The following is a 24,394-nucleotide window of genomic DNA, read 5'->3' as shown; positions in this document are numbered from 1 at the left end:
GGCTGCCCTAAGGCATCAGATGCGAGCGTCAGATGAGTTCGCCGATGAAGGGAACCCATGGGCCGAAGGCGCTGACAGGAAGCGAAAGGAGTTTTGTGAAAAGCAGAGAGGAACAGACCGCGAGAAACAGCCCCAGCAGGATCGAGTGCCGCCAGTTTGCGTATCGGCTTGCGGTCGCGACCCCGACGATCATGAGGAACATCGTAGGCGCAAGACCAAGGCCCGAGAGCAACAGGCCGAAGCCGACCGGCGCCGCAATCACCAAGGCATAGGCCTTCCAGTTCCAGACCTCCGGCTCGCTCTCCTCGACGCCGACAATCACCGCCTGCACGATGATCAGCCCACCGATCCCGATCAGGAGCAGGCTCAGCATGATTGGGAAATAGCCGGGGCCCATCTGGAACGAGGTGCCGACTGCGAGCTCGCGGCCGAACCAGATGAACAGAAGTCCGGCGCAAATCATCGTCACGCCGCCGACGAAGTCGCGGCCGTTTCTAATTTTCAGCATGGCTTGATACTCAGGTGTGAAAGATGTGCCGGCCGGAGACTAGACCCGGCCGGCAGATTGTCTCACTGCAGCGGCACGTTGGCGGCCTTGATGACTTCGGCCCACTTCGCCGTTTCCTTGTCGATGAAGGCCTGGAACTCGGCCGACGTATTGCCGACAGGCGTCACGCCCATCGCTTCGAGCTTTGCCTTCATCGCCGGATCGGCAACGATCGCCTGCACTTCCTTGCTGAGCTTTTCGACGATTTCCGGCGGCGTGCCGGGAGGAGCAAAGAGCCCGTGCCACGAGGTTGCCTCGAAGCCGGGGATCACGCTTGCCATGGTCGGCACGTCAGCGAGCAGATTGGCCTTTTCCAGGCTGGTGACGGCCAGCGCCTTGACCTTGCCGGCTTTTACCTGCTGGGCGGCAGTGGGAATATTGTCGAACATCATATCCACGTGTCCGGCGACAACGTCCAGGATTGCCTGGCTGCTACCCTTGTAGGGTACGTGCGTGATCTTGATGCCGGTCTTTGTCGCGAGCAGCTCACCTGCAAGATGGATCGATGTGCCGACACCTGATGAAGCGTAGGTATGCTTTCCTGGCTCCGTTTTCAGGAACGCGATCAGCTCCTCGACAGTGTTTGCCTTGATCTTGTCCGGGTTGACGACAAGCACGTTCGGCAGGCTGGCGATCAGCGAAATCGGCGCGAAGCCCTTTTCCCGGTCGTAAGGGAGGTTCTTGTAAAGTGTCTGGTTGATCGCGTTCGAGCTCACTGTCCCCATGCCGATCGTGTAGCCATCGGGCTTGGAGCGGGCGAGATCGCCAAGGCCGATATTGCCGCCGGCGCCTGGCTTGTTCTCGACGATGAAACGCTGGCCCAACCGCTTGTCGAGTTCTTCCGCGACGAGGCGGCCGAATGTGTCGGTATTGCCGCCGGCCGCAAAGGGAACGACGACGGTTACGGTCTTTGTCGGATAGTCCTGCGCACGGCTAGCCGTCATGCCGACTGCTGATATCACGGCCGTAGCGGCCGCCAACGTCATGAAACGCTTGAGGTTCATAATACTTCCTCCACTTATCCGGCATTCGGCCGGTCCCATTAAACCATTCTTCGAAACCCTCCTTCCGAAGAAATGGAAGCGCTTTCATTTTACCGTCAAAATCCGCAACCGCAACATCCAATCGCAAAATTTAAAGCGTTAAAAATCAGTCTATTGGACGTACCGTAGTAGGATTTCGTCTCCGGCCACTTGATTAGTTCCAAAATGAAAGCGTAACTCATTTTGATAGGGGCACTTACGATGACAGACGATTTCAATAGCAAGCGCATGACCAGCAACAGCCCGGTGACACTTGCCGATATCGCGAAGCTCGCAGGGGTCTCGCCTGTCACTGTGTCCCGTGCCATCAACACGCCCGCTCTGGTGAAACCACGAACGCTGGAGGCGATCGAGAAGGTCATTGCGAGGACGGGCTATGTGCCCAATCTTCTCGCGGGCGGCCTCGCATCCCGAAGGACGAGGCTCATCGCCGCGATCGTTCCCTCTGTTGCCAGCACCATCTTTGCCGAAACGATCGAGGGCCTTAATGCCGAACTGGTCTCTGCCGGTTATCAGCTGCTGCTCGGCCTTTCCGGCTATGAGCCAGCGCGCGAACTGGAACTGACCCGCGCCATTCTTGCCCGCCGGCCCGATGGCGTGATCCTTACCGGCATCACACATCTCAAGGAAACCCGCGCGATGCTGACGGGTGCCGGCCTGCCCATCGTCGAGATCTGGGATTCGACACCTTCGCCACTCGATACCGCCGTCGGGTTTTCCCATGCCGCTGTCGGCGCACTGGTTGCCGACCATCTTCTCATCCGGGGATATGACCGTTACGCACAGGTCGGCGCCAACGATCCCCGCGCCGTCCAGCGCCGCGATGGTTTCGTCAGCCGCCTGAGAGGCGTCGCCGATGTCGAACTGCCGGACCTGGAAATGAATTCGCCCTCCACCTTCCGCGACGGAAGGCTGGCGATGACACAGCTTCTCGATCGCGGAAAGGGAACTCTCGGGGTCTTCTGCTCGTCGGACGTGGTTGCCCACGGCGCACTGGCGGAAGCTTACGCCCGCGGATGCCGCATGCCGGACGAACTTGCCATTGTCGGGTTCGGTGATTTCGACTTCGCGCCTCACACCCACCCGCCGCTGACCACCGTGCGCATCGATCGCCGCGATATCGGAACCAAAGCGGCCCAGTCGATCCTTAGAAAAATTGCAGGCGACAAGAATGTGGAAGCGATGATCAATATCGATTTCCACATCGTCGTCCGAGGAACCGCCTGAGCCTCAGGCCCGCTTGCCGAACTCCGCCGTGCCACGTGTCCAGTGGGCAGCCTGTTCCGAAAGCGTGATCCCGAGGCCCGGACGGCTTGGTACCAGCATGCGCCCATTTCTGATCTCGAGCCGTTCGTTGAACAGCGGATCGAGCCAGTCGAAATGCTCCACCCACGGCTCCAGCTCATAGGCTGCGGCAAGATGCAGGTGAATTTCCATAGCGAAATGCGGGGCGAGCTGGAGTTTCTTCGCCTCCGCCAGCGCGCAGATCTTCAGAAACGGCGTGATGCCACCCACTCTCGGGGCGTCCGGCTGGATGAAATCGACCGAATTGTTCTGGATCAGCGCCACATGCTCCAGCACACTCGTCAGCATCTCACCGGTCGCGATGGGCGTATCAAGCTGGGCTGCAAGTGCCGCATGCCCCTCGACGTCATAGGCATCCAGCGGCTCTTCGATCCAGGTCAGGTGATAGGGCTCCATCAGGCGGCCGAAGCGCATGGCGGTCGGGCGGTCCCATTGCTGGTTGGCATCGACCATCATCGCCGCCCGCTCGCCGATACGCTCGTGCACGGCAGCAACTCGCTTGAGGTCGAGTGCTAGGTCGGGCTGGCCCACCTTGATCTTGATACCGCCGATACCGTCGGCAATCGACTGTTCGACATTCTCGAGAACCTCCTCGATCGGAGAAGAGAGAAACCCACCAGAGGTATTGTAACACTGGACGCTATCGCGATGCGCGCCCAGCAGCTTTGCGAGGGGCAGTCCGGCGCGCTTGGCCTTGAGGTCCCACAGGGCCACGTCGAAGGCCGCGATCGCCTGCACCGCAAGCCCGCTGCGCCCAACCGATGCCCCCGCCCAGCACAGCTTATTCCACAACTTGCCGATATCGTTCGGATCCTCACCGATCAGCACATTGGCGATTTCCTTGGCATGCTCGTACTGGCCAGGTCCTCCGGCGCGCTTGGAATAGCTGAAGCCGATGCCGGAATGGCCATTTTTCGTCTCGATCTCGGCAAACAGGAACGCCACTTCGGTGAGCGGGCGTTGCCGTCCGGTCAGCACCTTCGCATCACTGATCGGTGTCTTCAGCGGCAGGAAGACCGAAGACAGCTTGATCCAGGCGATGCTATCCGCCTCAACGGCGGCCTGCGATGCAGTCTTCTTTTCCATTTGCGCGTCCATGTCTCCAACTCCTCCTGTCGTGCGCCCGCAAGGAGCGTCCTGCTTGACGAATACGCGTCCGATCAATTTAAGTCCAAACCGAAGATTGTCGCTCAGCGATACAGGAATTGAATAGATGCTCGATATGGTTCAGGTTAAATCCTTCGTCGCTGTCGCGTCGGAACTTAATTTCAGCCGCGCCGCGAGGCAGTTGAACATGACCCAGCCGCCACTCAGCCGGCAGATCAGATTGCTGGAACAGCAACTCGACGTGACGCTCTTCGAGCGCAACAGCCGGCGCGTCACGCTGACCCCGGCGGGCCTCGCGTTTCTAGCCGAAGCGCAAAAGCTTCTGGCACAAGGCGATGCAGCGATAAAGGCAACACGCCGCGCCGCCCGCGGCAGCGCCGGCTCCATCCGGATCGCTTTCGTCGGCGCCGCAACCTACGGCTTTCTGCCGCACTTCATATCAGCCGCCCGGACGCTTACGCCGCAGATCGAACTCGACCTGGTACAGATGGAAACGGCCGAACAGTTGCAGGCGATCAATCGCGGCGATGTCGACCTCGGCTTCTCCCGCCCGCTTTCCGGCGCGCATCAACTGCAGAGCCTGTGCGTTGTGCAGGAGCCGATGATGCTTGCCATCCCGCGGGCTCACCCGCTGGCGTCGAGGCGAAGGCCCCCGCTCGAGACGCTGAACGGCGAACCGATCATCATGTTCTCACCCCAGGCCCGCTATCTACACGAAAAGCTCGCCGCATTGATGACCGACAACAACATCACGCCCCACATCGTCCAGAGCATGACGCATTCACAGGCCATCCTGTCGCTGGTCAGCGCCGGCATCGGCCTCGCCATCGTCCCCGCGGCAACCCGCAACGCATGCTTCGACAACGTCGTCTTCCGCCCGCTCGACCTCAGGCAAGAATGCATCGCGGAACTGCATGCCATATGGAGCAGCGAAAACCGCAATCCCCTATTGCCGGAGATTCGCGCTCTTGTTGGAAGCTCCGCAGTGCGTGATCTCTCCAGCTAGATCTGCAAAGGCAGTCGGTGCTCGATTTCAGGACCATCTCTCGCCAATCCAGTTCTCGGACGAGTCTTGGATGTTAATCGGGCCTCGTGCTGCCTGACTCCACTCTTCGTGGCCGAGTGCCCCAGAATAGCTGATCGCAGCATCAGGATCCGTCAGCGCTGCATGACTGCAGCACGGTTCGGTCCGGACCTTCAATATCTCAGTCGCTGCTTACAGCAGTCCGAACGTCTTCAGCGTTTCGCCGATGCGGGCATCCTGCTCGGCATTTGGCAGCAGCGCCGGCTGGCGGCTGGCGCCGACGGAGGGATCCTGCAGGTAGAGCGCGCGCTTGACCATGGCCGGCGGGAAGCCGTGGGCGTAGAGATCGGTGCGGAAAGCGGTGTAGATGTCCTGCTGCCGTTCGGCTTCTGCGATATCGCCTGAATTGAATCCGCCGACGATGCCGGCAAGCACGTGAGGCATGGCGTTTCCGAGGCCGGAGATGCAGCCGGCAGCGCCGTTCTGCAGCGCCCAGAGCACGAGATGGTCGGGGCCGGAATAGACTTCGAAACCTTCGACCTCCTTGGAAACCTGAAGATAGGCGGCGAGCGTTTCCTGCGCGCCACCGGAATCCTTGATGCCGGCGATGTTGCCGTGGGTCGCCAGTTTGCGGGCGGTTTCCGGCTCGATATGGTTCTGGGTACGGGCGGGAATGTCATAGAGATAGACCGGGGTGTCGACCGCATCAGCGACCGTCGAGAAGTGGCGGACCAAGCCATCCTGCGTGCAGGCGATGAAGAACGGCGTGATGACGGCGATGCCGGTCACGCCGATCCGGTCGAATTCCCTAGCAAGCTGCAGCGTCTCGAATGTCGCGGGCATGCCGGCATTGACGATGACATCGACCTTGCCGCCGACTTCATCGACCACTTCCTCGAGCAGTTTGATCTTTTCGCCGTGGGTCAGCGCCGAAAAATCGCCGTTGGTGCCGGCGCACATGATGTTGTTGCCGGCCGCGACCTGGCGGCGCACCTGAGCGCGCGTGGCCTCGTAATTGATGGTCTCGTCGTCGTTGAAACATGTCACGATCGCGACGAAGGCTTTCTTGGTCATTATTTTACTCCGGGATCAAATCTGGGAAACGCGTGCGAGGCGGGCATTGCGGTTTGCGGCCTGCACATCCGGATCCGGATCGAGGCTCGCGGCGAGGAGCGCCTGCGTATAGGGCATTTGCGGATTGTCGAAGACCTGCGCGACAGTGCCGAACTCGACGACCTCGCCCTTCTGCATGACCATCACGTAATCGGCGAAATCGCGCACCAGCGGCAGGTCGTGGGCGATGAAAATAAAGGCGATGCCCATCTTCTTGCGCAACCCGTCGAGCAGCCGGATCACCTGCGCCTGGACAGACACGTCGAGCGCCGACACGGCCTCGTCGCAGACGATCAGTTGCGGCTCGAGTGCAAGGGCGCGGGCAATGGCGATGCGCTGGCGCTGACCGCCGGAAAACTGGTGCGGATAGCGCCCCATATGCTCAGGCGACAGGCCGACCTTATCGAGCAGTTCGGCGGCACGCTCCCGCCATTTGGCTTTGGGCAGGATTTCCGGGTGGATGACCCAGGCCTCGGAGATCAGCTGATAGACCGTCATGCGCGGATTGAGCGACTGCGTCGGGTCCTGAAAGACCATCTGCAGATCGCGGCGCAGCTTGAACAGGTCGCCCGGCGACATCGTGAAGAGGTCCTTGCCCTTCCAGCGCGCAGTGCCGCCATCTGGCTCTTCGAGGCGCAACAGGACGCGGGCAAGCGTCGATTTTCCCGACCCGCTTTCGCCAACGACGGCGACGGTTTCACCGGGCTTCAGCTCGAAGGACACGCCCTTGAGCGCTTCGAATCCCCCATAGAACTTGCGGACATCCTTGACGCTGAGGATCGATGCGCCGTGTGCGTCCGGCTCGTGCATGTCGCCCTTGCCGGGGGCGGCGGCGATCAGCTTCTTGGTATAGGCGTGCTGCGGGTTACGATAGACGTCGCGCACCGTGCCGCTTTCGACAAGCTGGCCCTTTTCCATCACGACGACGCGATCGGCGACCTCAGAGACGACGCCGAGATCGTGGGTGATGATCAGAACGCCCATTCCCGTTTCGCGCTGCAATTCCTTCAAAAGTGCCAGCACTTCCGCCTGTACAGTGACATCGAGCGCGGTGGTCGGCTCGTCGGCAATCAGCAGATCGGGTTTGAGCGCCAGCGCCATGGCGATCATGACGCGCTGACGCTGGCCGCCGGAAAACTCGTGCGGATATTTGTCGAGCGCAGCTTCAGGATCCGGCAGCGCCACCCGCTTGAACAGGCGCAAGGCTTCTGCCTGCGCCTGCGTGGTGCTGATGCCGTGGGTCTTCAGCGCCTCGCGCATCTGCCAGCCAACGGTATAGACCGGGTTGAGGTGGCTGAGCGGATCCTGGAAGATCATGGCGATGCGTCGGCCGTTGACCGCGCGGCGAGCCTCGCCCGACATTTTCAAGAGATTCTTGCCGTCGAGCAGGATCTCGCCGGACGTGATCTTGCCCGGCGGCATGTCGATCAGGTTCATGATCGCCGCCGACGATACCGATTTGCCAGAACCGCTTTCGCCGAGGATGGCGAGCGTTTCGCCACGGTCGAGATAGTAGGAAATGTTGCGCACGGCGTGGACGGTGCCGGACACGGTGTGAAAGTCGACGGAGAGATCGCGGACCTCGAGAAGATGATCAGCCATGTTTCGATCCTTTCATTTCCAGGCGCCAGCGCTGAACCGGGTCGAGCGCAATCCGCAGCCAGTTGGAGAGAAGGTTGAGCGACAGCGTGGTCAGAATGATTGCAAGACCGGGCCAGAAGGACAGCCACCAGGCATTGGTCAGGTATTGGCGCCCCTGGGCAATCATCAGGCCCCAGGTGATTTCCGGCGGCTGGATGCCGATGCCGAGGAAGGAAAGCGCGCTTTCGGCCAGCATCACATAAGCAAAATCGAGCGTGGCAAGCGTCATCAGCGTCGGAAAGACGACGGGCAGAATGTGGCGAAAGAGTATGCGCTTGGACGATGCGCCCATGACGCGGGCCGCCTGCACGAACATGCGGCTCTTGATTTCGAGAACCTCCGCGCGGGTGGTGCGCAGATAGACCGGGATACGGGTGATCGACAGGACAAGCATCAGGTTGAGGATCGATGAGCCCAGAATATAGAGCACGATGACTGCAACCAGCAGCGACGGGAAGGACATGATGACGTCGGCGATACGCATGATGACCTGGCTGGTCCGCTCCGACGCGAAGCCGGCGATCAGGCCAAGCAGCGTGCCGATGACAGCCGAAATCAGCACGGCACCTGCCGCAACCATGATCGTGTTCTGCGTAGCGACAATGATGCGCGGCCAGAGCGGGCGACCCAGTGCGTCGGCGCCGAGCCACATGAACCAGTCGCGGCTGAAATCGAACGGCGCGAGATTGCGACCGCGCAGGTTCTGCTTGGTGGCGAGATCATCAAGAAGGGTCGGTCCGATGATCGCCATGACAATGACGAAGACGAGGAAGATGGCGGCGCAGAGCGCAAACTTGTCGGCCCAGAGCATACGCGCCATGCGGACGAAGAAGCCAGGCTCGGCGGCGATGGTATTGTCGGGCGTGGGGGATGGGACGGCCATGGTCATGTCGATCCTCAGTAGCGGATGCGTGGATCAAGCAAAGCGTAGGCAAGGTCGATCACGAGGTTCATGAGGAAGATGGCGAAAGCGGTGACAAGGATCGCCGCGAGCACGACGTTGAAGTCACGCTGCAGGATGCTGTCGATCATCAGCTTGCCGACGCCCGGGAAACCGAAGATGGTTTCGACGATCACCGCGCCGTTGAGAAGGCTGGCGGCCTGATCGCCGATCACGGTTATGACCGGCAGCATGGCGTTGCGCAGGGCGTGGATAAAGATGATCGGCCCGGATTTGACGCCCTTGGCGCGAGCCGTCTTCACATAGGCCGAAGACAGTGCCGAAATCATCGAGCCGCGCACCACCTGGACGATGATACCGAATGGGCGCACGAACAGAACGCAGATCGGCAGGATCCAGTGCGAGAGCGTGCCCGTGCCCGAGGTCGGCAACCAGGACAGCTGGATGGCAAACACCACGATTGCGACGATCGCGAGCCAGAAATCCGGGACGGAAGCACCGATCAGCGACACCATCGAGGAAAACCGGTCGAAGAAGCCGCCGGTGCGAAACGCGGCAAGCGAGCCGACGACGATCGCCGCGATGGTGACCAGCGTCATGGTGATGACGGCAAGCCACAGCGTCCAGGTGAAGGCTTCGAGAACGACATCGAGCGCCGGGCGCGCCTTGCGCAGGCTTTCGCCGAGGTCGCCTGTCACGACATTGCCGACATACTGTCCGAACTGCACGAGAAGCGGCTGATCGAGGCCGTGCAGCGCACGGAACTCGGCCTTCATTTCGGCGGATGCTTCGACGGGGAGGAAAAGGGAAGCCGGGTCGCCTGTCAGCCGCGACAGGAAAAACACCATGACCAGCAGCCCGACGAGCGAGATGAGGCTGGCAAAGGCGCGCTTGCGAACGAAAGTGAGCATGGTGACCTCGATCTTGCTGGAATGGACGGCGGCAGGAGCGCCGCCCATTTCACTTCGATTGGGACGATCAGAATACGTCCTCGGCGTATGGTCCGGGTTAGTTCTTGATGCCGATCTCGGAGAGCTGCAGCATCGAGTTGGTGGCGATGCTCGGCTTGAAGTCCAGACGTTCGGACACGCGGGAATAGCCGACCATGTGGAAGAGCAGAACGTCGGCCACGAGATCGTCGTGGACATAGGCGATCAGCTCCGACCACAACTTTGCACGTTCATCACCGGTGGCAGCCGAGGCGCGCGATACAAGGTCATCGACCTTCGGATCGGAATAGCCAGACTGGGTGCCCTTCGAGTCGTATTTGAAGAACATGGTGAAGGACGGATCACCCTTGGAATTGTCGTGCATGGCAGCAACGATCTGCGGACCGCGACCTTCCTTGAACGGCTTCGAGTAGTAAACCTCGTGCTCGGCTACTTCGACAAACCGGAGGTCGATCTTGAAACCCACATCCTGCAACTGAGCCTGGATGGCTTCCATGATTTCCGTCACGTTCGGGAAATTGGCTGTCCGCGCGACGACGGTGATCGGCGTGTCGACTGCAACGCCATCAGCCTTTGCCTCGTCGAGCAGCTTCTTCGCCTCATCCGGATCATACGGGAAGACTTTCACGTCCGGGTTCCAGCCAAGTGTCGTTGGCGGCACAAGAGCCGTCGCCAGCACCGCGTCCTGCGGCACGAGCGTGCCAATAAAGGCCTCCCGGTCGATCGCAAGATTCAGCGCCTTGCGGACGCGGACGTCATTGAGCGGCGCGATATTGCCATCGATGCGAAGGTAGACGGTTTCGCTGTCGAGATAGGAGAAGTCGGTCTTCTCATTGGTCGCTTCGACCTGCGAGATCGACGGCGCAAGATCTGCTTCGCCGGTCTGAACCATGGCGGCGCGCACGGCCGGATCGGAGCGGAAGAGATAGGTCGCCTTGGTAACGGCGGGCTTCTTGCCCCAGTAGTCATCACGCGCGTCGAGCACGATCTGCTGGCCCGGCGTCCAGTTGGACAGCTTGTACGGGCCGGTGCCGACTGGCTCGCGGATGAATTCGAGCGGCGTGCCCTCGGGAACGATGGTCACGAGCGAGAGCAGCAGCGGCAGGATCGGCTGAACCGGATCGACCTTGAAATCGATGGTGGTGTCGTCGACGATCTTTACGTCGAACTTCATGCCGCCGAAATAACGACGGGATTCGCAGATGTTCTTGTCGCTGAAAATGCGATCGAAGCTGTATTTGACGTCCTTGGCGCCGAAGGCTTTGCCGTCGGAGAATTTCACGCCCTGGCGCAGATGGAAGCGCCAGGTGCCGTCGCCGGTCTGCTCCCACTTTTCAGCGAGCCGCGGCATGACGCCCTGCTTGCCGCGTACATCGAGCTCGGTCAGCGTTTCACTGACATTCTCCATGATGACGCGGCCGATATTGGAGCGCGTCGCCATGCAGGGCTCGAGCAGGTCGGCTTCCTCAGGCAAGACGATTTTGATGTCGCTCGACGCAGCCTGAGCCGGAGAAAAACCGGTACCGAGTGCGAGGACAGAGCACAGAACGGCTCCAAATAGGTGCGAAGTTTTCATGTCATTCTCCTCCCTCTAGCTGCTGATCGCACTGGTCAGTGCTCATCTTGCGATGGCCTCCCGACTGCGCGCTTCAGGCATTCCTCCGTGTGGCCCTGTGCGTCGGTCGGGATGCCTCCGTCCGTTTCGTCGCCATAAGCGGGCTGACGCAGACCATCTGACGTCTCACCAAGTTTGTCAAATTAATTATTCCTCTATATGATTTGGACAAACTTTCGTGAGAATAAATCTATTTAATATCATGATGATGCCATAGGCTAGCTAGTCCAAATCGGCAAATTTAGAAACCCTTCAAACTTGACAACTTTGTTATTTTGGTGATTTTCGTGGTGGCAAGAGGAGACGCCGATGACGCCTGAACAGATTGCAACCGTCATGACCGGCACGGTGAAAGCCGTCGGAAATGGACGACACGAGGCCATGCTGGCCTCACCGATGATCCAGAACCACGCCTCGTTCCTGCACCTCGCCGAAGACGGCGCGCTGATCTGCGCCTGGTTCGGCGGCACGCTGGAAGGCAAGTCGGATATCTCGATCTTTGCTTCGGTTCTGGCGCTGGGGTCTGACACATGGGGCGAGCCGCAGCGGTTGAGTTTCGACCCCGCCCATTCCGAACAGAACCCGGTTCTGTTTGCTGCACCTGAAGGCGGCCTGTTCCTGTTCCACACGTCTCAGCCGTCAGGCAATCAGGACGAATGCCGTATCCGCATGGCGGAGGTAAATCGCGATGCCGGTGACGCGACCAAACTAACGGTCAGCGATGGACGCTATCTCGATGTGCCGCGCGGCTGTTTCGTTCGGGCACCGCTGACCGTTCGCGACGATGGAGCCTGGCTATTGCCGATCTTCCGCTGCATCCAGCGTCCTGGCCAGAAATGGAACGGCAGCCACGACCGCGCGGCCGTCGGCATTTCCGAAGATCACGGCAAAACCTGGCGTCTGGACGACCTCGATCAGTCGACCGGCTGCGTCCATATGAGCCCGGTATCCATCGGAGCCAACAAATACGCCGCCGTGTTCCGCCGCAGGCAGGCCGATTTCGTCTATCGCACCGAGAGTGTCGACGGCGGCCGTACATGGTCCGCGCCCGAAGCGACCGACGTTCCCAACAACAATTCATCGATCGCCGCAACCCGCCTGCAGGATGGCCGTATCGCGATGATCTGCAACCCGACCAATGCGGACATGTCCACAGACCGCCGCGCCTCGCTTTACGACGAGTTGGGCGAAGGCGACGACCGGCCGGATGCCAATCCGGATGGCGGCTGCGTGCCGATCTGGGGTGTGCCCCGTGCGCCGGTTACCGTCTGCATTTCCGACGACGGAGCAAAAAGTTTCTCGCAACGGATCATCATCGAGGATGGTCCCGGCACCTGCCTGTCGAACAATTCGATCGACGGTCACAACAAGGAAATGTCCTATCCGTCGCTGCTTGAGGGTAACGACGGCAGCCTTCATATCGCCTACACCTACTACAGGCGCGCCATCAAATACGTTCGTCTGGCGCCAGGCTGGGCCAGTTCAGGAGCGGGAGAACAAGCATGAGCAATATCATCGGCATCACCATGGGTGACCCCTGCGGCGTCGGACCTGAAATCACGGTGCGGGCGCTGGCCGAAATGAGCGACGCGGATCGTGCGGTCACGCGCATCTATGGAAACCTGCCGACGCTGGAAGCCGCCCGCAAGGCGCTGAACGTCGAGATCGATCTTGCGGCCTATGTCGTTGACCTGCCGATCGAAGGGGCACCGCTACCTTGGGGCCAGCTTTCACCGGTCGCCGGAGATGCGGCATTCCGCTTTATCGAAAAGGCCGTGCGCGATTCCGAAGCCGGCGTGATCGGCTGCATCGTGACCGCCCCAATCAACAAGGAAGCCCTCAACCTTGCCGGCCATCATTACGACGGCCATACCGGCATGCTGCGCAGCCTGACGAAATCGGCAGCCGCCTATATGCTGCTCGCTTCGGAAAAGCTGAAGGTCATCCACGTTTCCACCCATGTCTCGCTGCAGGAAGCGATCCGCCGCGCCACCACCGAACGGGTGCTGGCCACCATCAAGGCCGGCAACAATCACCTGAAGCGCACCGGTTACGAGCGTCCGCGCATCGCGGTCGCCGGTATCAATCCGCATTGCGGTGAAAACGGCCTGTTCGGCACCGAGGATGACGACCAGATCGCGCCGGCTGTGGCTGCCGCCCGCGCCGAAGGCATCGACGCCTACGGCCCGATCTCGGCAGACACCGTGTTCCACCGTGCCTATTCCGGCGGCTTCGACCTCGTCGTCGCGCAATACCACGATCAGGGCCATATCCCGATCAAGCTCGTCGCTTTCGATACGGCCGTAAACGTCTCCGTCGATCTTACCATCGACCGCACGTCCGTCGACCACGGCACAGCCTTTGACATCGCCGGCAAGGGCATCGCCAACCACGGCAACATGCTGTCGGCCATCGCCTATGCCCGCAAACTGGTAGCCGGCGGCAAGGGAGAGCAGACATGAGCAGCGCTCCCCTGATCGTTCTGCATCAACCGAAACGACTTATCATCGGCGCAGGCACTGTCGGCGAGGTCGGCACCTGGGCCTGCGACGTTTCCTCCACGCTGGTGATCGCCACGCCGATTACCGCTGGTTTCGTCGACCGGTTGAAACTGCCGGGCAAGGTTACCCTGTTCGATGCCATTCCCGGCGAGCCGGATATCGAAACGCTTGATGCCGCGCTGACTGCCGCCCGTGCCGCAAAGCCGGATCTCGTCGTCGGCCTCGGCGGCGGTTCCGTCATGGACGTGGCCAAGCTTGTCGCGGCCCTTTGGGATAGCGAGCAGACGCTGTCCGATGTCGCCGGCCCCAACAAGGTGGCGGGGCGCAGCACGCGTCTGGCGCAGGTTGCCACCACGGCCGGAACGGGCTCGGAAGCCGGCATCCGCTCGCTGATCACCGATCCCGTAAAGGGCGCCAAGATTGCCGTCGAATCCCCTCACCTGATCGCCGATCTTGCAGTGCTAGACCCGGAACTCACCTACTCGGTTCCGCCGGCGGTCACCGCTGCAACCGGAGTCGATGCGATGGCGCATTGCGTCGAGGCCTTCACCAGCAAGCGTTCGCATCCGATGATCGACGGTTTTGCGCGCATGGGCATTCACCTCGTCGGCAAGTTCTTGGGCCGCGCGGTCAAGGACGGCGCAGATCGTGAGGCCCGCGAAGGGCTGATGCTGGCGTCCTATTACGGCGGCATCTGCCTTGGGCCGGTCAATACAGCGGCGGGCCATGCCATTGCCTACCCGCTCGGCACGCTGCTTCATCTGCCACACGGACTGGCCAATGCCATCGTCTTCCCGCATGTTCTGGCCTTCAACGCGCCAGTGGCAAAGGACAAGACTGCTGAGGTCGCGCAGGCGCTGGGGCTAGGCCAAAATCTCTCGCAGGCCGACCTGTCCGCGCAGGCCCATGGCTTCTGCGCCGATCTCGGCATCGAGATGTCATTGGCAAAACATGGCGCGACCGAAGCCGATCTTCCGCGCTTTGCCGCAGATGCGCATGCCATCCGTCGCCTCATGGACAACAACCCGGCCGATATGAGCGTGGATGACGTTCTGGCGATCTATCGCGCTAGCTTCTGAGAACCTCGCTCCAGTGAAAAAGGCGGTGCCGCCAAGCGCCGCCTTTTGCGTCTCATACCGAAGTCAAATCGCTCGCGATCCTCAAGATCGAGCCTACAGATGCGACGACTGAAAGAGCCTCTCCCGCGACCCCTTCAGATGCTCGAACATCAGACGGCGCGCTTCTTCCTCATTGCTGTTGGCGATCGCCGTCGCAATCGCCTCATGCTCGCCAAACACGCGCGACAGGCCGGACGCTTCCCTCTTGATCGAGGCGCCATGGAATTTCATGCCGACCGCAATATGATCCTTCAGGGCTTCCATGGCGGTGGTGAAATAATTGTTCTGCCCGGCCCGGGCGATGGCGAGGTGGAACTGAAAGTCGGCATCCTCGCGGTGTGACTGACGGTTCGTGGCATCGCGCAGCAGTTCGAGCGCCTGGCGGATCGCCTTCAGACTGTCGGCATCGTGACGGGCGGCAGCGGCAGCGGCGGCAGCGGGCTCCATCGTCAGGCGGAATTCGTAACAGTTGAGAAGGTCTGCGACGTTTTCCAATTGGCCGAAACCGAGGGGATTGCGCAAGCCCACCGAGCGGACGAAACTGCCGGCACCGCGCCTTGAATAGATCAGGCTCTGGTCGCGCAGCCGTTTCAGTGCTTCGCGGATGACGGGTCGGGACACCTCGAATTCGGCGGCCAGATCGTGTTCCGTCGGCAGGCGCTCGTCGGGCTTGTACGCACCGGACTTGATTGCGCGCAACATCCGCTCGAACACGATATCCGCAAGGCCCTTGCGGGCGGTTCCCGTTTCCAGTCCCATCGTCAACCTGCCTTTCGCAGGACCATGTCTGCAATTTGCTTCAACGTATGGGGATGACCGAAGCCACCCGATTTTGCAATAATGCATCGCCCTTGTGCCGAAGCAAGACCAAGACCCGGCAGGCATTCGCCATGCAGACGCAGCCTCGACAGGCCCAGCCGACGCAGCACCGCCTCCGCCGTCGCTCCACCGGAGAGAAGCAGCGTTCCGTCGTAACCGGCAAGGTTCTCGTGCACGCCGTCAGCCAGAGCTTCCGCCACAAGCTGCGCATCGACCTCTTCCTTACCCGGCGTCGCGTGCACCAGCATCAGATCAGGTCTTGTCCCACTTTCCGCGTCCAGCCGGCCGTTCGGCGCAGGCAGATACGTCAGGCTGTGGCCGTTGCGCAGGGCGTCGATCTGCGCAAGCGTGATCGGATCGCGCGAACCGATGACAAATGTGATCGGACCGGACGGGATGGTCGCTGCCTGCGCATCGACCTTGTTCGTCATGCGACGGGCGAGCGCTTCTGCAAGACCGCGAGCGCCGATCAGCAGATCGGTCCCGTTGTTCTCAGCGACGTCGAGCGCAACGTCCATGTCGGCGGCTGAGCTAGCGTCAGGGATATGGGCACGAGCTGTGTGCGCACCGAGCCTGTCGGCGATCACGATCGGAGCGTCGATACCAAAGCCGGTGACACATCCGTTCGCAACGACCCGACCGAACTCTGGTATCCCAGGCGCAACGAGGGCATGGGTGAAAGGGATAGCGTGCAGTTCGGCAACGATATTTCCCTTGAGGCGGGAATCGACCTTCTTGAACAGCCGCGTTCCCGGCGGTAGCAAGGCGATTGCCGCAACCGTGGCGGCACGTGCTTCGCCGGCACTTGTTTCGCGTGTATTGAGGTTGATGGACAGAACGTCGGGGCGATCGGCGACGATCCCCGTAATTGCTTCAAGGTTGAGCGCCACGTCGGTGCGAATACCTCGCCCGGCAAAAGGCGCCGCCGAGTCGAGCGCACCGGTCAGGTCGTCCGCAAGAATGACTAACATACGCCTCCGCCTACTTATGTTGTAAGCTTTATACCACGGAAAAGCGCTTATAAGTCAACATCGGTATGGAGTTAAATGACAAATGTAAGGTATTAAGCTCGGTTGGGGCAACAGTGTTAAATTTCAGAGAGGTTGGCATGAATGACATCGTCGTCGACGACTAATCGCGACGGCGTGATCCGTTATCATCATTCGAGACGACCAGCCGTCAAAGTCCCCAAAAGTGTTTCCGGGAACCATGCCATTCTCGACCAGATCAGCGCGCCTGAATGCGTCCGTGACAATGTTGTCGGCTTTCGCTCGCATACGGATTGTATCCGGCGACCACGACCCTAGGCTGGTCGATGCCCGCAGCCTTCAGGCAGGCTCGCGTCAACTCGATTTCGCCGACAATGCGCTCGACCGAGAGACAGCTTGCAACGGCCGTCAGCGGGATATGCGAGATGGCGCGTGCATTTCAATCATTTTCAGCACGTTGAACTCGCCCATCTTGAGTTTGAACGACAGGGCATCTGGCAAGAAGATGGCGTCATCACTATAGCCGGGATCGGCTAGGTACATCGTCGACTTATCAAACACCCAGCGCTTTGCAGGTATCGCGCGCGCTCGGTGGTTACGTCGACATCTGGCGCGATATAGGCCTTTCCTTGAAACCGGCGAGCTTAAGCAGGCCGCCGGTCAGTTCCGGGCTAATACCCGCCGGATCGCTCGTCGCCAACGAGACGATCGGACGGTCATCGTGTTGCATATCGGTGGACAGAGTTTCTTTCGATTGAAGACCGGTCATAGAACCGTGACGGCTTTGCCATGCTGATTGATGATAATCCTTTCCTTAGTTGAGGCGCAAGCCGGCGTCGTTGTCGAAGAGGTGCAGCTTTTGAACATCCGGCATGACGCGGATGATCTCGCCGGGCCGCGCCGTGATACGATCCCGGAAGAGGCAGGTAATTTCAGTATTGTTCGCCCGCGCGACAACCTGGGTCTCCGATCCGGTCGGCTCGACGACGACAATCTCCATCGGCATACCTTCGCCGGACATGATCAAGTGCTCGGGACGGAAGCCATACCGTGCCGGCCGGCCCGAGGAGCCCGACGGCGCATTGGCGATCGGGAACGTTAGGTCGCCGAAGGCGAAACCGGAGGATTCGATGCGGCCTTCCAGAACGTTCATGGAAGGCGAGCCGATGAAGCCGGCAACGAACAAATTGGCCGGCCGGTCATAAAGCTCGAGCGGTGCGCCGACCTGTTCGATGATGCCACCATGCATGACGACGATCTTGTCTGCCATGGTCATCGCTTCGATCTGGTCATGGGTGACGTAAATCGTCGTGGTTTTCAGGCGCTGGTGCATCGCCTTAATCTCGGTGCGCATCTGCACGCGTAGCTTTGCATCGAGATTGGAGAGTGGCTCGTCGAACAGGAAGACCTGCGGATCCCGAACGATGGCGCGGCCCATCGCTACGCGCTGGCGCTGGCCGCCGGAAAGCTGGCGCGGATGGCGTTCGAGTAGCTTGTCGAGGCTAAGGATCTCGGCAGCCTTTTTGACCTTCTCGGCAATCTCAGCTTTGGGCAGGCCCTTGAGCTGAAGTGAAAAACCCATGTTTTCGGCCACCGTCATATGCGGGTACAGCGCATAGTTCTGGAAGACCATGGCAATGTCTCGGTCTTTCGGCGGCACATTGTTTACCACTCGGCCACCGATGCTGATATCGCCGCCGGTGATGCTTTCCAGCCCGGCGATCATGCGCAGCAGAGTCGACTTTCCGCAGCCCGAAGGGCCGACGAGCGTGACGAACTCCCCGTCCTCGACGTCGACCGAGATCCCGTGGATCGCCGCGACCGCGCCATACGATTTCTTGACATTGCGAATGCTGACGTCAGCCATGATCTACTCCCATTATTGCAGGTCGAAATGGCGGCGACACGGCATCGCGTCCGCCGCCCTCTCCTCAAGCGGATTTGCGCAGTGTGGTGGCGGTCCGACCGCGGATGCCTGCCGGCATCGCATCGCCGTGGGCCTCGATCAGTTCGTCGACCATGGCGCGGATGTCCTTGATTGACAGCACGCTTGTCGCATGGCGGTCGAGCATGGCGGCGCGATGCACTTGGTCACGATCGCCGTTGAGCGCTGCCTTTACGGTCAGGTCCTGAACGTAGACATGTGGGGCGCAGTACCCGGCAAGCTCAGGCGGCAACGAGCCGGCATTGCAGGCGCGCATGCCGCTCTTGTCGACGACGACTGGAACTTCGACGCAGCATCCGTCCGGAAGGTTGCTGATCAGGCCATCGTTGCGGACGTTGCCGTAGATCAACTGCGGCTTGCCGGTCGCCATCGCATGAATGATTAGCGAACCGTATTCGCGCGAGCGCTCCAGCGGGAAGGTCTCTCCCGCCAAGAGCTTGCGGCGGGTCTCGGCATAGCGACCAAGGTTGCGAACGCTGCGACGGATGTACTCATCAACTGGAACGTCGTACGCGGCGATATCTGCTTCGCTCTTCAGGAAATAGGGCGTGTATTCCGCATTGTGCTCGCTGGACTCGCTGATGAAGCGGCCGAAGGAACGCATCAGTTCGAAGCGGACCTTGTCCTTGGCAAAGATTTCCGGATTCTCCATGGCCGCCCAGAGCCGGGGATAGGCATCCTCGTCGTCGATCTTGAGTTTCAGGAACCAGGTCATGTGGTTGATGCCGGCGCAATCGTAGGACAAGCTTTCGACCGGGACGTCGAGATAGGATGCGAGCTCATGCGCGGTGTTCTGCACGTTGTGGCAGAGGCCAATCACCTTCTGCTCCGGATAGGCTTCGTAGACGGCCTGGGTCAGGATGCTCATCGGGTTGGTGTAGTTGAGCAGGACCGCGTCCGGGCAGAGTTCGCGCATGTCGGCGACGAGATCCAGCATGAACGGAATGGTGCGCAGGCCGCGGAACATGCCGCCGATGCCGAGGCTGTCTGCGATGGTCTGCTTGAGGCCGTATTTGCGCGGGATTTCGAAATCCAGCAGCGTCGCCTCGTGCATGCCGATCTGTACCATGTTGATGACGAAATCCGCATCCTTCAATGCAGCCCGCCGGTCGAGATGTTCTTCGATGACCGGGTTCGCATCGAACTGCGCCGCCGTCCAGCGGGTCATCATGCCCGCCGTCTCCAGCCGCTCCTGGTCGATGTCGTGGAGCGTGATGGTGACATCGCGCAGTTCCGGGAAATCAAGAATGTCGGTCAGCAGATTCTTGACGAAGACGACGCTGCCGGCGCCGATCATGGCAACTTTCAACATAGGTAGTCCTTTCACGTAGAATTCAAATTTGCATCGCCACCAAGTCTTGTGAGCCGGCTTACTTGAGGCCCGTTCCGGCAATGCCTTGGATCAGTTGGCGCTGGAAAAACACGAATATGACGAGCATCGGCACTAGGGACAAAAGCGCGATGGACATGATGTCCGTCCATTCGGTGTTGTACTGGCCCTTGAGCAGGTTGAGGCCGAGCTGGACGGTGTACATCTCCTGATCAGTGAGCATGACCAAGGGCATTACGAAGTCGTTCCACCGCCACATGAAGGTGAAGATGATCAGCACCGCGATAATCGGCTTGGACAACGGCAGGACGATCTTGCGAAAGATCGTGAGCTCGCTGGCGCCATCAAGCCGCGCGGCCTCGATCAACTCGTCCGGGATCGACACCATGAACTGGCGTACCATGAAGATGCCGAAAGCTTCGGCAGCACGCGGCAGGATCACGCCCCAGTAGGAATTGAGCAGCCCAAGCTCGGACACGACGAAGAAAAGCGGGACGATGATGACCTGGACCGGTATCATCAGGGCGCTCAGCACCGCCAGAAACAGCACGTCGCGTCCGGCGAACCTGAACTTTGCGAAGGCATAACCGCACAGCAGGTTGATGGTGACGGTGATCGCCACTGCCACCACGGCGATGACGGTCGAGTTCCAGAACCAATGCAGGAACGGCATATGCGCCAGCGCGTCGGCGAAGTTCTGCCAGACCCATCCCGTGGGCATTAGGCTGACGTCAGGAATGAAGATCTGATCCTTTGGCCTGACTGCCGTCACGAACATCCAGTAGATCGGAAAGATCATGATTACGGCGCCAAACGCCATGAGAACCCAAAGACCGATCGTTTCCAGCCGCTTTTTCGTCGGAGTAGTTGTGGTGACCATCATGGCCGTGGTCTCCTACACAAATTCTTCGGTCCGCTTGTTCACGCGCCACTGCAGCAGAGTGAACAGGAGGATCAGAAGGAAGAGGACGATACCCATGGCGCTCGCATAACCCATTTCGGATGTCGCGAATGCCGACTGGTAGATGTATTGGACGATCATCGTCGTCGAGAAACCTGGACCACCACCCGTCATCACAAAGATCAGGTCAAAGACCTGGAAGGAATGGATGACGTTGAGGATGAGCAGCAGGAATGTCGTGGGACGCAGGAGCGGCCATGTGACGTGGCGAAACTGCTGAAGGCGGGTGGCGCCGTCGATTGACGCGGCCTCGTAATAGGTCGGCGAAATCGACTGCAGCGCCGCCAGATAGACGACCATACAGAATCCAACGCGCGTCCACAGCGTCGTGATGATGATCGACGGCAGGGCCCAGCTTGTGGTCGAAAGCCAGGCGACAGGCTGGATCCCAACGAGCTTCAGCAAAGCGTTGATGACGCCGTAATGGTCGTTGAACAGCCAGGCTGCGATGATCGCCGTCGCAACGCTCGACACGACGACGGGGAGAAAGTAGATGCTGCGCAAGAACGTGCGGGCATAGAGATCACGGTTGAGGCCGACGGCGAGCAACAGGCCAATGGCGAGGCTCGTCGGCACGGTTGCCACAGAATAGATGACGGTATTCTTCATCGCCTGCCAGAACTGGTAGTCGGTCAGGAGGCGAGTGTAGTTTTCCGCGCCGATATAGAACGGTTCATCGATCAGGGACCATTCGTGCACGCTGATGAAAGCCGCATAGAGAAGCGGAAAGAAGATGAAGACCGAAAATAGAACGAGATTGGGCGCGATGAACAGATAAGGCGTCAGTCGCGGCCGGAAGGATGCCCACCAGCCGGAAAACCGGCTGGTGGCAGTCTCGTTCATTGCCTTCTCAAGGGATATTGAGGTGGGGGCCATGACCTGCATTCGCTTTGATAAGATTTCAGGGGTTTAACGATTCGTTCAGGCCCGCAGCAGAAGCCGCTCGATATGGGCTTGGATATTCTCGGCTGTCTGCTCCGCAGACTGGCCGGATGTAAAAGCCAGATCGAGCTCGTCGGCCATCTTGGGGTTGAACCTGCCCCAGTTGGGATGGATGACCGTACTGACGAGATGTTCGGGAATGGTCTTCGTCTGCTCTACGAAGACCTTCATCTCATTCGGCCGTAGAGAGAACTCGATCCCCTTGTCCACAATCGACGTGCGCACCGGCAGAAGCTGGGCCGTATTGACGAAGCTGCGCATGTTTTCCTCGTTGACGAGGAATTTGACAAACTCGGCGGCCAATTCTGGCGTCTTGCTATCGCGGGAAACCGCGACGCAGGTGCCGCCAAGATCGTCGGCCATTGCGACGTCACGCGGCAGGTAGGTGACGCCCCATTTGGCCTTCATCTGCTGCTCGACGAAGGGAATCTGCCAATTGCCATTCAGCATCATGGCGATCGTGCCGTTGGCGAACAGGTTCTGCACCTTCTCGGCGCTCTTGACCGAGGTGCTGGGCGGAACCAGTCCTTCGGTGAACCAGCTCTGTGTCCATGCAATCGTCTCGATGCCGGCCTTCTCGGTGATGCGGGAGGCCGTCAGGTCCTCGCTCAGCAAGCGCCCGCCATGCTGGTAGAGATAGAACATCCAGCGATGCACGGCGCCGTTCTGCCAGCTCATGGCGAACGGATAGGATGAGCCGCCCTGCGTCTTGAGCTTTTTGGCGTTGTCGATGAACGCCGCCCATGTCCAAGCTTCGTCGAGGCTGGACGGTACCGCGATATTGGCCTTTTCCAACAGTTCCTCGTTGTAGAACAGGGCAAACGTATCGGTGTGATGCGGCAGCGCGTAGGGAGTGCCCTTGACGTTGACGGCGCTCCAGACGGCAGGTGTGAAGCCCTTGCCGAAGTCCTTCTCGAGATACTGCGTAAGGTCGATGGCGGCCTTGTTGCTCGCGTATCGCCCGATCTGCTGATAGGTCACGCGGAAGAGGTCGGGCGCTTGGCGGCCCGCAAGGCGCGTATCGACCTGCTGGTAGAATTGCGCGAACGGCATCACATCAAGCTTGACCTTGACGCCGGGATTGGCGCTTTCAAATTTGGCGATCACGTTCCTGTAGCCAGCAACTTCTGAATCGCCGCCCCAGACGGCAAATGTCAGCTGTTTTTCCTGTGCAAGCGCCGGCATGCCGAGCGCGCCGGTCACAAGCCCCGCGCCGAGACCTGCGCCGGTCTTCAAAATGGTACGTCGATTGATAAATTGCGTCATGTCTTCCTCCCATGAGTGTCAATTTTCCAACGCCTCCCTCGACACACATGCCGGGAAGGCACGTTTTCAGTTGTGCGGCATTCCCTCCGAATCGACCTCCGTTCCACCGCACGATTCGCGCACAAGTAGCCTGACGGGCAGCAGATGATCCTGCCGCCCTTCCTTCTTATCGATTGCATCTATGACCGCTTGCATTGCCAGCTTCCCGAGCTCCTCCCGGGAGCTGTCGACTGTTGTCAACGTCGGGGCAGTAAAGCCACCGAAGGCAATGCCATCGAAACCGACGACGGCGAAATCATCCGGCACCCTCAGCCCGCGCTTGCGCAATCCATGCAAAGCGCCGATCGCGAGCCGGTCGTTATAGGCGAAGAGAGCCGTCGGCGGGACGTCAAGCGCCAGGATGCGGTCAAGGGCGAGGACACCGCCTGATAGCGAATTCTCGGTCACCACAACGAGATCTTCATCGAATGGCAGACCAGCCTCGGAAAGCGCATGCATATAGCCATCGATACGGTCGTGCCCGCCATGCGAACTTCGCAACGCCTGGGTAAAGTGTGCGATGCGCCGATGTCCAAGCGAAATGAGGTGGCGGGTGGCGATATATCCACCTCTCTCAAGATCGACGCGGACGCTTTGAATTCCCGGTGCGGGGCTAGGCTCCTGCAGCACGACAACGCCGACACCGCGCTTTACGAGAGCAGGTAGTTCCGGAGCAGCGCAGTTATTGTGTCCTGCGACGATGATCCCGTCGTAAGCCGCCCCTTGCAACAAGAGCGCAGTGTGAAACTCGCTCAGTTCGTTGCGGGACGAAATGATCGTGACCGAATATCCGCGCAAACTGGCTTCCGCTTGCGCCGCACTCGCGATCTCTAGGAAGTACGGATTCTCCAAGGTCGGCAGAATGAAAGTGATGATCTTGGTGCTGCGCTGCCGCAGGCTTCTGGCGGCATGATTGGGCGTGTAGCCCAACTGGGCAGCGGCGGACATCACGCGTTCCCGTGTCTCCGGAGAAATGCGCACGGCACTATCCCGGCCATTGAGCACGAGGGAAATGGTCGCTTGGGAGACACCCGCGAGGCGTGCGACATCAGCGCTTGTCGGTGCAGCGGCGGCCGAATGTTCACCCGTGGACTTGCGGTTCATCGCGGACCCTACACTTGCTAAATCGTATTAGCTAATACGTATTAGCACGAGCGACGGGCTGTCAAGCCCTCAAATGGAGGCGAAATCAATCGCATCGTCGCGTCCTTTCTGGAAGGGAATAGGTGACCGTCGGA

The 24,394-nt window shown here is 60.1% G+C and carries 22 protein-coding genes; 5 read left to right on the top strand and 17 right to left on the bottom strand.

Features of this window, described 5'->3' with window-relative positions:
- Window positions 1-28: 28 nt before the first annotated feature.
- Together IFT66_RS17320 and IFT66_RS17315 are read right to left on the bottom strand one after the other, a co-directional pair.
- Window positions 29-508 carry a tripartite tricarboxylate transporter TctB family protein gene (locus IFT66_RS17320; RefSeq protein WP_192078348.1) on the bottom strand — a complete coding sequence of 160 codons (480 nt, stop codon included), beginning with the start codon at window positions 506-508 and terminating at the stop codon, window positions 29-31.
- Window positions 509-570: 62 nt separating this feature from the next.
- A complete protein-coding gene (locus IFT66_RS17315) occupies window positions 571-1,551 on the bottom strand; it encodes a Bug family tripartite tricarboxylate transporter substrate binding protein (protein WP_192078347.1) in 981 nt (326 codons plus the stop codon).
- Between the two features lie 240 nt (window positions 1,552-1,791).
- On the opposite strand from IFT66_RS17315, the gene IFT66_RS17310 reads away from it, so the two are divergent.
- Window positions 1,792-2,817: a LacI family DNA-binding transcriptional regulator gene (locus tag IFT66_RS17310; RefSeq protein ID WP_192078346.1), complete on the top strand. Its 1,026-nt coding sequence runs from the start codon at window positions 1,792-1,794 to the stop codon at window positions 2,815-2,817.
- A 3-nt stretch (window positions 2,818-2,820) separates the two neighbouring features.
- On the opposite strand, the gene IFT66_RS17305 is transcribed toward IFT66_RS17310, so the two are convergent.
- A complete protein-coding gene (locus IFT66_RS17305) occupies window positions 2,821-3,981 on the bottom strand; it encodes an L-talarate/galactarate dehydratase (RefSeq protein WP_446737929.1) in 1,161 nt (386 codons plus the stop codon).
- 127 nt (window positions 3,982-4,108) lie between these two features.
- On the opposite strand from IFT66_RS17305, the gene IFT66_RS17300 reads away from it, so the two are divergent.
- On the top strand, window positions 4,109-5,008 hold the full coding sequence (locus IFT66_RS17300) for a LysR family transcriptional regulator (protein ID WP_192078344.1): 900 nt from the start codon (window positions 4,109-4,111) through the stop codon (window positions 5,006-5,008).
- Window positions 5,009-5,218: 210 nt separating this feature from the next.
- On the opposite strand, the gene IFT66_RS17295 is transcribed toward IFT66_RS17300, so the two are convergent.
- The 5 genes from IFT66_RS17295 to IFT66_RS17275 form a co-directional block, all read right to left on the bottom strand.
- Window positions 5,219-6,100, bottom strand: a complete 882-nt coding sequence (locus IFT66_RS17295; protein WP_192078343.1) for a dihydrodipicolinate synthase family protein — start codon at window positions 6,098-6,100, stop codon at window positions 5,219-5,221.
- Between the two features lie 15 nt (window positions 6,101-6,115).
- On the bottom strand, window positions 6,116-7,741 hold the full coding sequence (locus tag IFT66_RS17290) for an ABC transporter ATP-binding protein (protein WP_192078342.1): 1,626 nt from the start codon (window positions 7,739-7,741) through the stop codon (window positions 6,116-6,118).
- Window positions 7,734-8,663 (bottom strand): ABC transporter permease, encoded by a 930-nt coding sequence (locus IFT66_RS17285; RefSeq protein ID WP_371816266.1) that lies wholly within the window; start codon window positions 8,661-8,663, stop codon window positions 7,734-7,736. The genes IFT66_RS17290 and IFT66_RS17285 overlap by 8 nt, the downstream gene beginning before the upstream one ends.
- A 14-nt stretch (window positions 8,664-8,677) precedes the next feature.
- Complete coding sequence (locus IFT66_RS17280) at window positions 8,678-9,592, bottom strand: ABC transporter permease (RefSeq protein WP_092663432.1); 915 nt, start codon at window positions 9,590-9,592, stop codon at window positions 8,678-8,680.
- 97 nt (window positions 9,593-9,689) lie between these two features.
- Window positions 9,690-11,207, bottom strand: a complete 1,518-nt coding sequence (locus IFT66_RS17275; protein ID WP_192078341.1) for an ABC transporter substrate-binding protein — start codon at window positions 11,205-11,207, stop codon at window positions 9,690-9,692.
- A 348-nt stretch (window positions 11,208-11,555) separates the two neighbouring features.
- On the opposite strand from IFT66_RS17275, the gene IFT66_RS17270 reads away from it, so the two are divergent.
- From IFT66_RS17270 to IFT66_RS17260, 3 genes are read left to right on the top strand one after another with little or no spacing between them, the layout of a single operon-like run.
- Complete coding sequence (locus tag IFT66_RS17270; RefSeq protein WP_192078340.1) at window positions 11,556-12,752, top strand: sialidase family protein; 1,197 nt, start codon at window positions 11,556-11,558, stop codon at window positions 12,750-12,752.
- Complete coding sequence (gene pdxA / locus IFT66_RS17265) at window positions 12,749-13,708, top strand: 4-hydroxythreonine-4-phosphate dehydrogenase PdxA (RefSeq protein WP_062459984.1); 960 nt, start codon at window positions 12,749-12,751, stop codon at window positions 13,706-13,708. Before IFT66_RS17270 ends, pdxA begins: the two co-directional genes overlap by 4 nt.
- Window positions 13,705-14,826, top strand: coding sequence for an iron-containing alcohol dehydrogenase (locus IFT66_RS17260; RefSeq protein WP_192078339.1), 1,122 nt, complete (start codon window positions 13,705-13,707; stop codon window positions 14,824-14,826). The genes pdxA and IFT66_RS17260 overlap by 4 nt, the downstream gene beginning before the upstream one ends.
- A 93-nt stretch (window positions 14,827-14,919) precedes the next feature.
- Here the strand turns inward: IFT66_RS17260 and IFT66_RS17255 are convergent, their stop codons facing one another.
- From IFT66_RS17255 to IFT66_RS17215, 9 genes are all read right to left on the bottom strand, one after another.
- Window positions 14,920-15,624, bottom strand: coding sequence for a FadR/GntR family transcriptional regulator (locus IFT66_RS17255; protein WP_192078338.1), 705 nt, complete (start codon window positions 15,622-15,624; stop codon window positions 14,920-14,922).
- Window positions 15,625-15,626: 2 nt separating this feature from the next.
- Window positions 15,627-16,655, bottom strand: coding sequence for a four-carbon acid sugar kinase family protein (locus IFT66_RS17250; protein WP_192078337.1), 1,029 nt, complete (start codon window positions 16,653-16,655; stop codon window positions 15,627-15,629).
- Between the two features lie 256 nt (window positions 16,656-16,911).
- Window positions 16,912-17,091 (bottom strand): 4-hydroxythreonine-4-phosphate dehydrogenase PdxA, encoded by a 180-nt coding sequence (locus IFT66_RS23955; protein WP_446737928.1) that lies wholly within the window; start codon window positions 17,089-17,091, stop codon window positions 16,912-16,914.
- 396 nt (window positions 17,092-17,487) lie between these two features.
- Entirely contained in the window at window positions 17,488-18,540 is a 1,053-nt protein-coding gene (locus IFT66_RS17240; RefSeq protein WP_192078336.1) for an ABC transporter ATP-binding protein, read from the bottom strand.
- A 64-nt stretch (window positions 18,541-18,604) separates the two neighbouring features.
- Entirely contained in the window at window positions 18,605-19,930 is a 1,326-nt protein-coding gene (gene melA, locus IFT66_RS17235) for an alpha-glucosidase/alpha-galactosidase (protein ID WP_092662764.1), read from the bottom strand.
- Window positions 19,931-19,988: 58 nt separating this feature from the next.
- A complete protein-coding gene (locus tag IFT66_RS17230; RefSeq protein WP_092662762.1) occupies window positions 19,989-20,831 on the bottom strand; it encodes a carbohydrate ABC transporter permease in 843 nt (280 codons plus the stop codon).
- Between the two features lie 12 nt (window positions 20,832-20,843).
- The gene (locus IFT66_RS17225; RefSeq protein WP_199864866.1) at window positions 20,844-21,752 is read right to left on the bottom strand and encodes a carbohydrate ABC transporter permease; all 909 of its coding nucleotides are present in this window, start codon (window positions 21,750-21,752) and stop codon (window positions 20,844-20,846) included.
- A gap of 78 nt (window positions 21,753-21,830) precedes the next feature.
- Window positions 21,831-23,117: an extracellular solute-binding protein gene (locus IFT66_RS17220; protein ID WP_192078334.1), complete on the bottom strand. Its 1,287-nt coding sequence runs from the start codon at window positions 23,115-23,117 to the stop codon at window positions 21,831-21,833.
- A 66-nt stretch (window positions 23,118-23,183) separates the two neighbouring features.
- Window positions 23,184-24,260 carry a LacI family DNA-binding transcriptional regulator gene (locus IFT66_RS17215; protein ID WP_062577710.1) on the bottom strand — a complete coding sequence of 359 codons (1,077 nt, stop codon included), beginning with the start codon at window positions 24,258-24,260 and terminating at the stop codon, window positions 23,184-23,186.
- Window positions 24,261-24,394 lie beyond the last annotated feature (134 nt).

This window comes from Rhizobium sp. CFBP 13726 (assembly GCF_014841925.1).
In the GTDB taxonomy this organism is placed as follows: Bacteria; Pseudomonadota; Alphaproteobacteria; order Rhizobiales; family Rhizobiaceae; genus Neorhizobium; species Neorhizobium soli.
The sequence above is the reverse complement of the archived record's forward strand: the minus strand, read 5'-3'. Positions and strand labels throughout refer to the sequence as shown.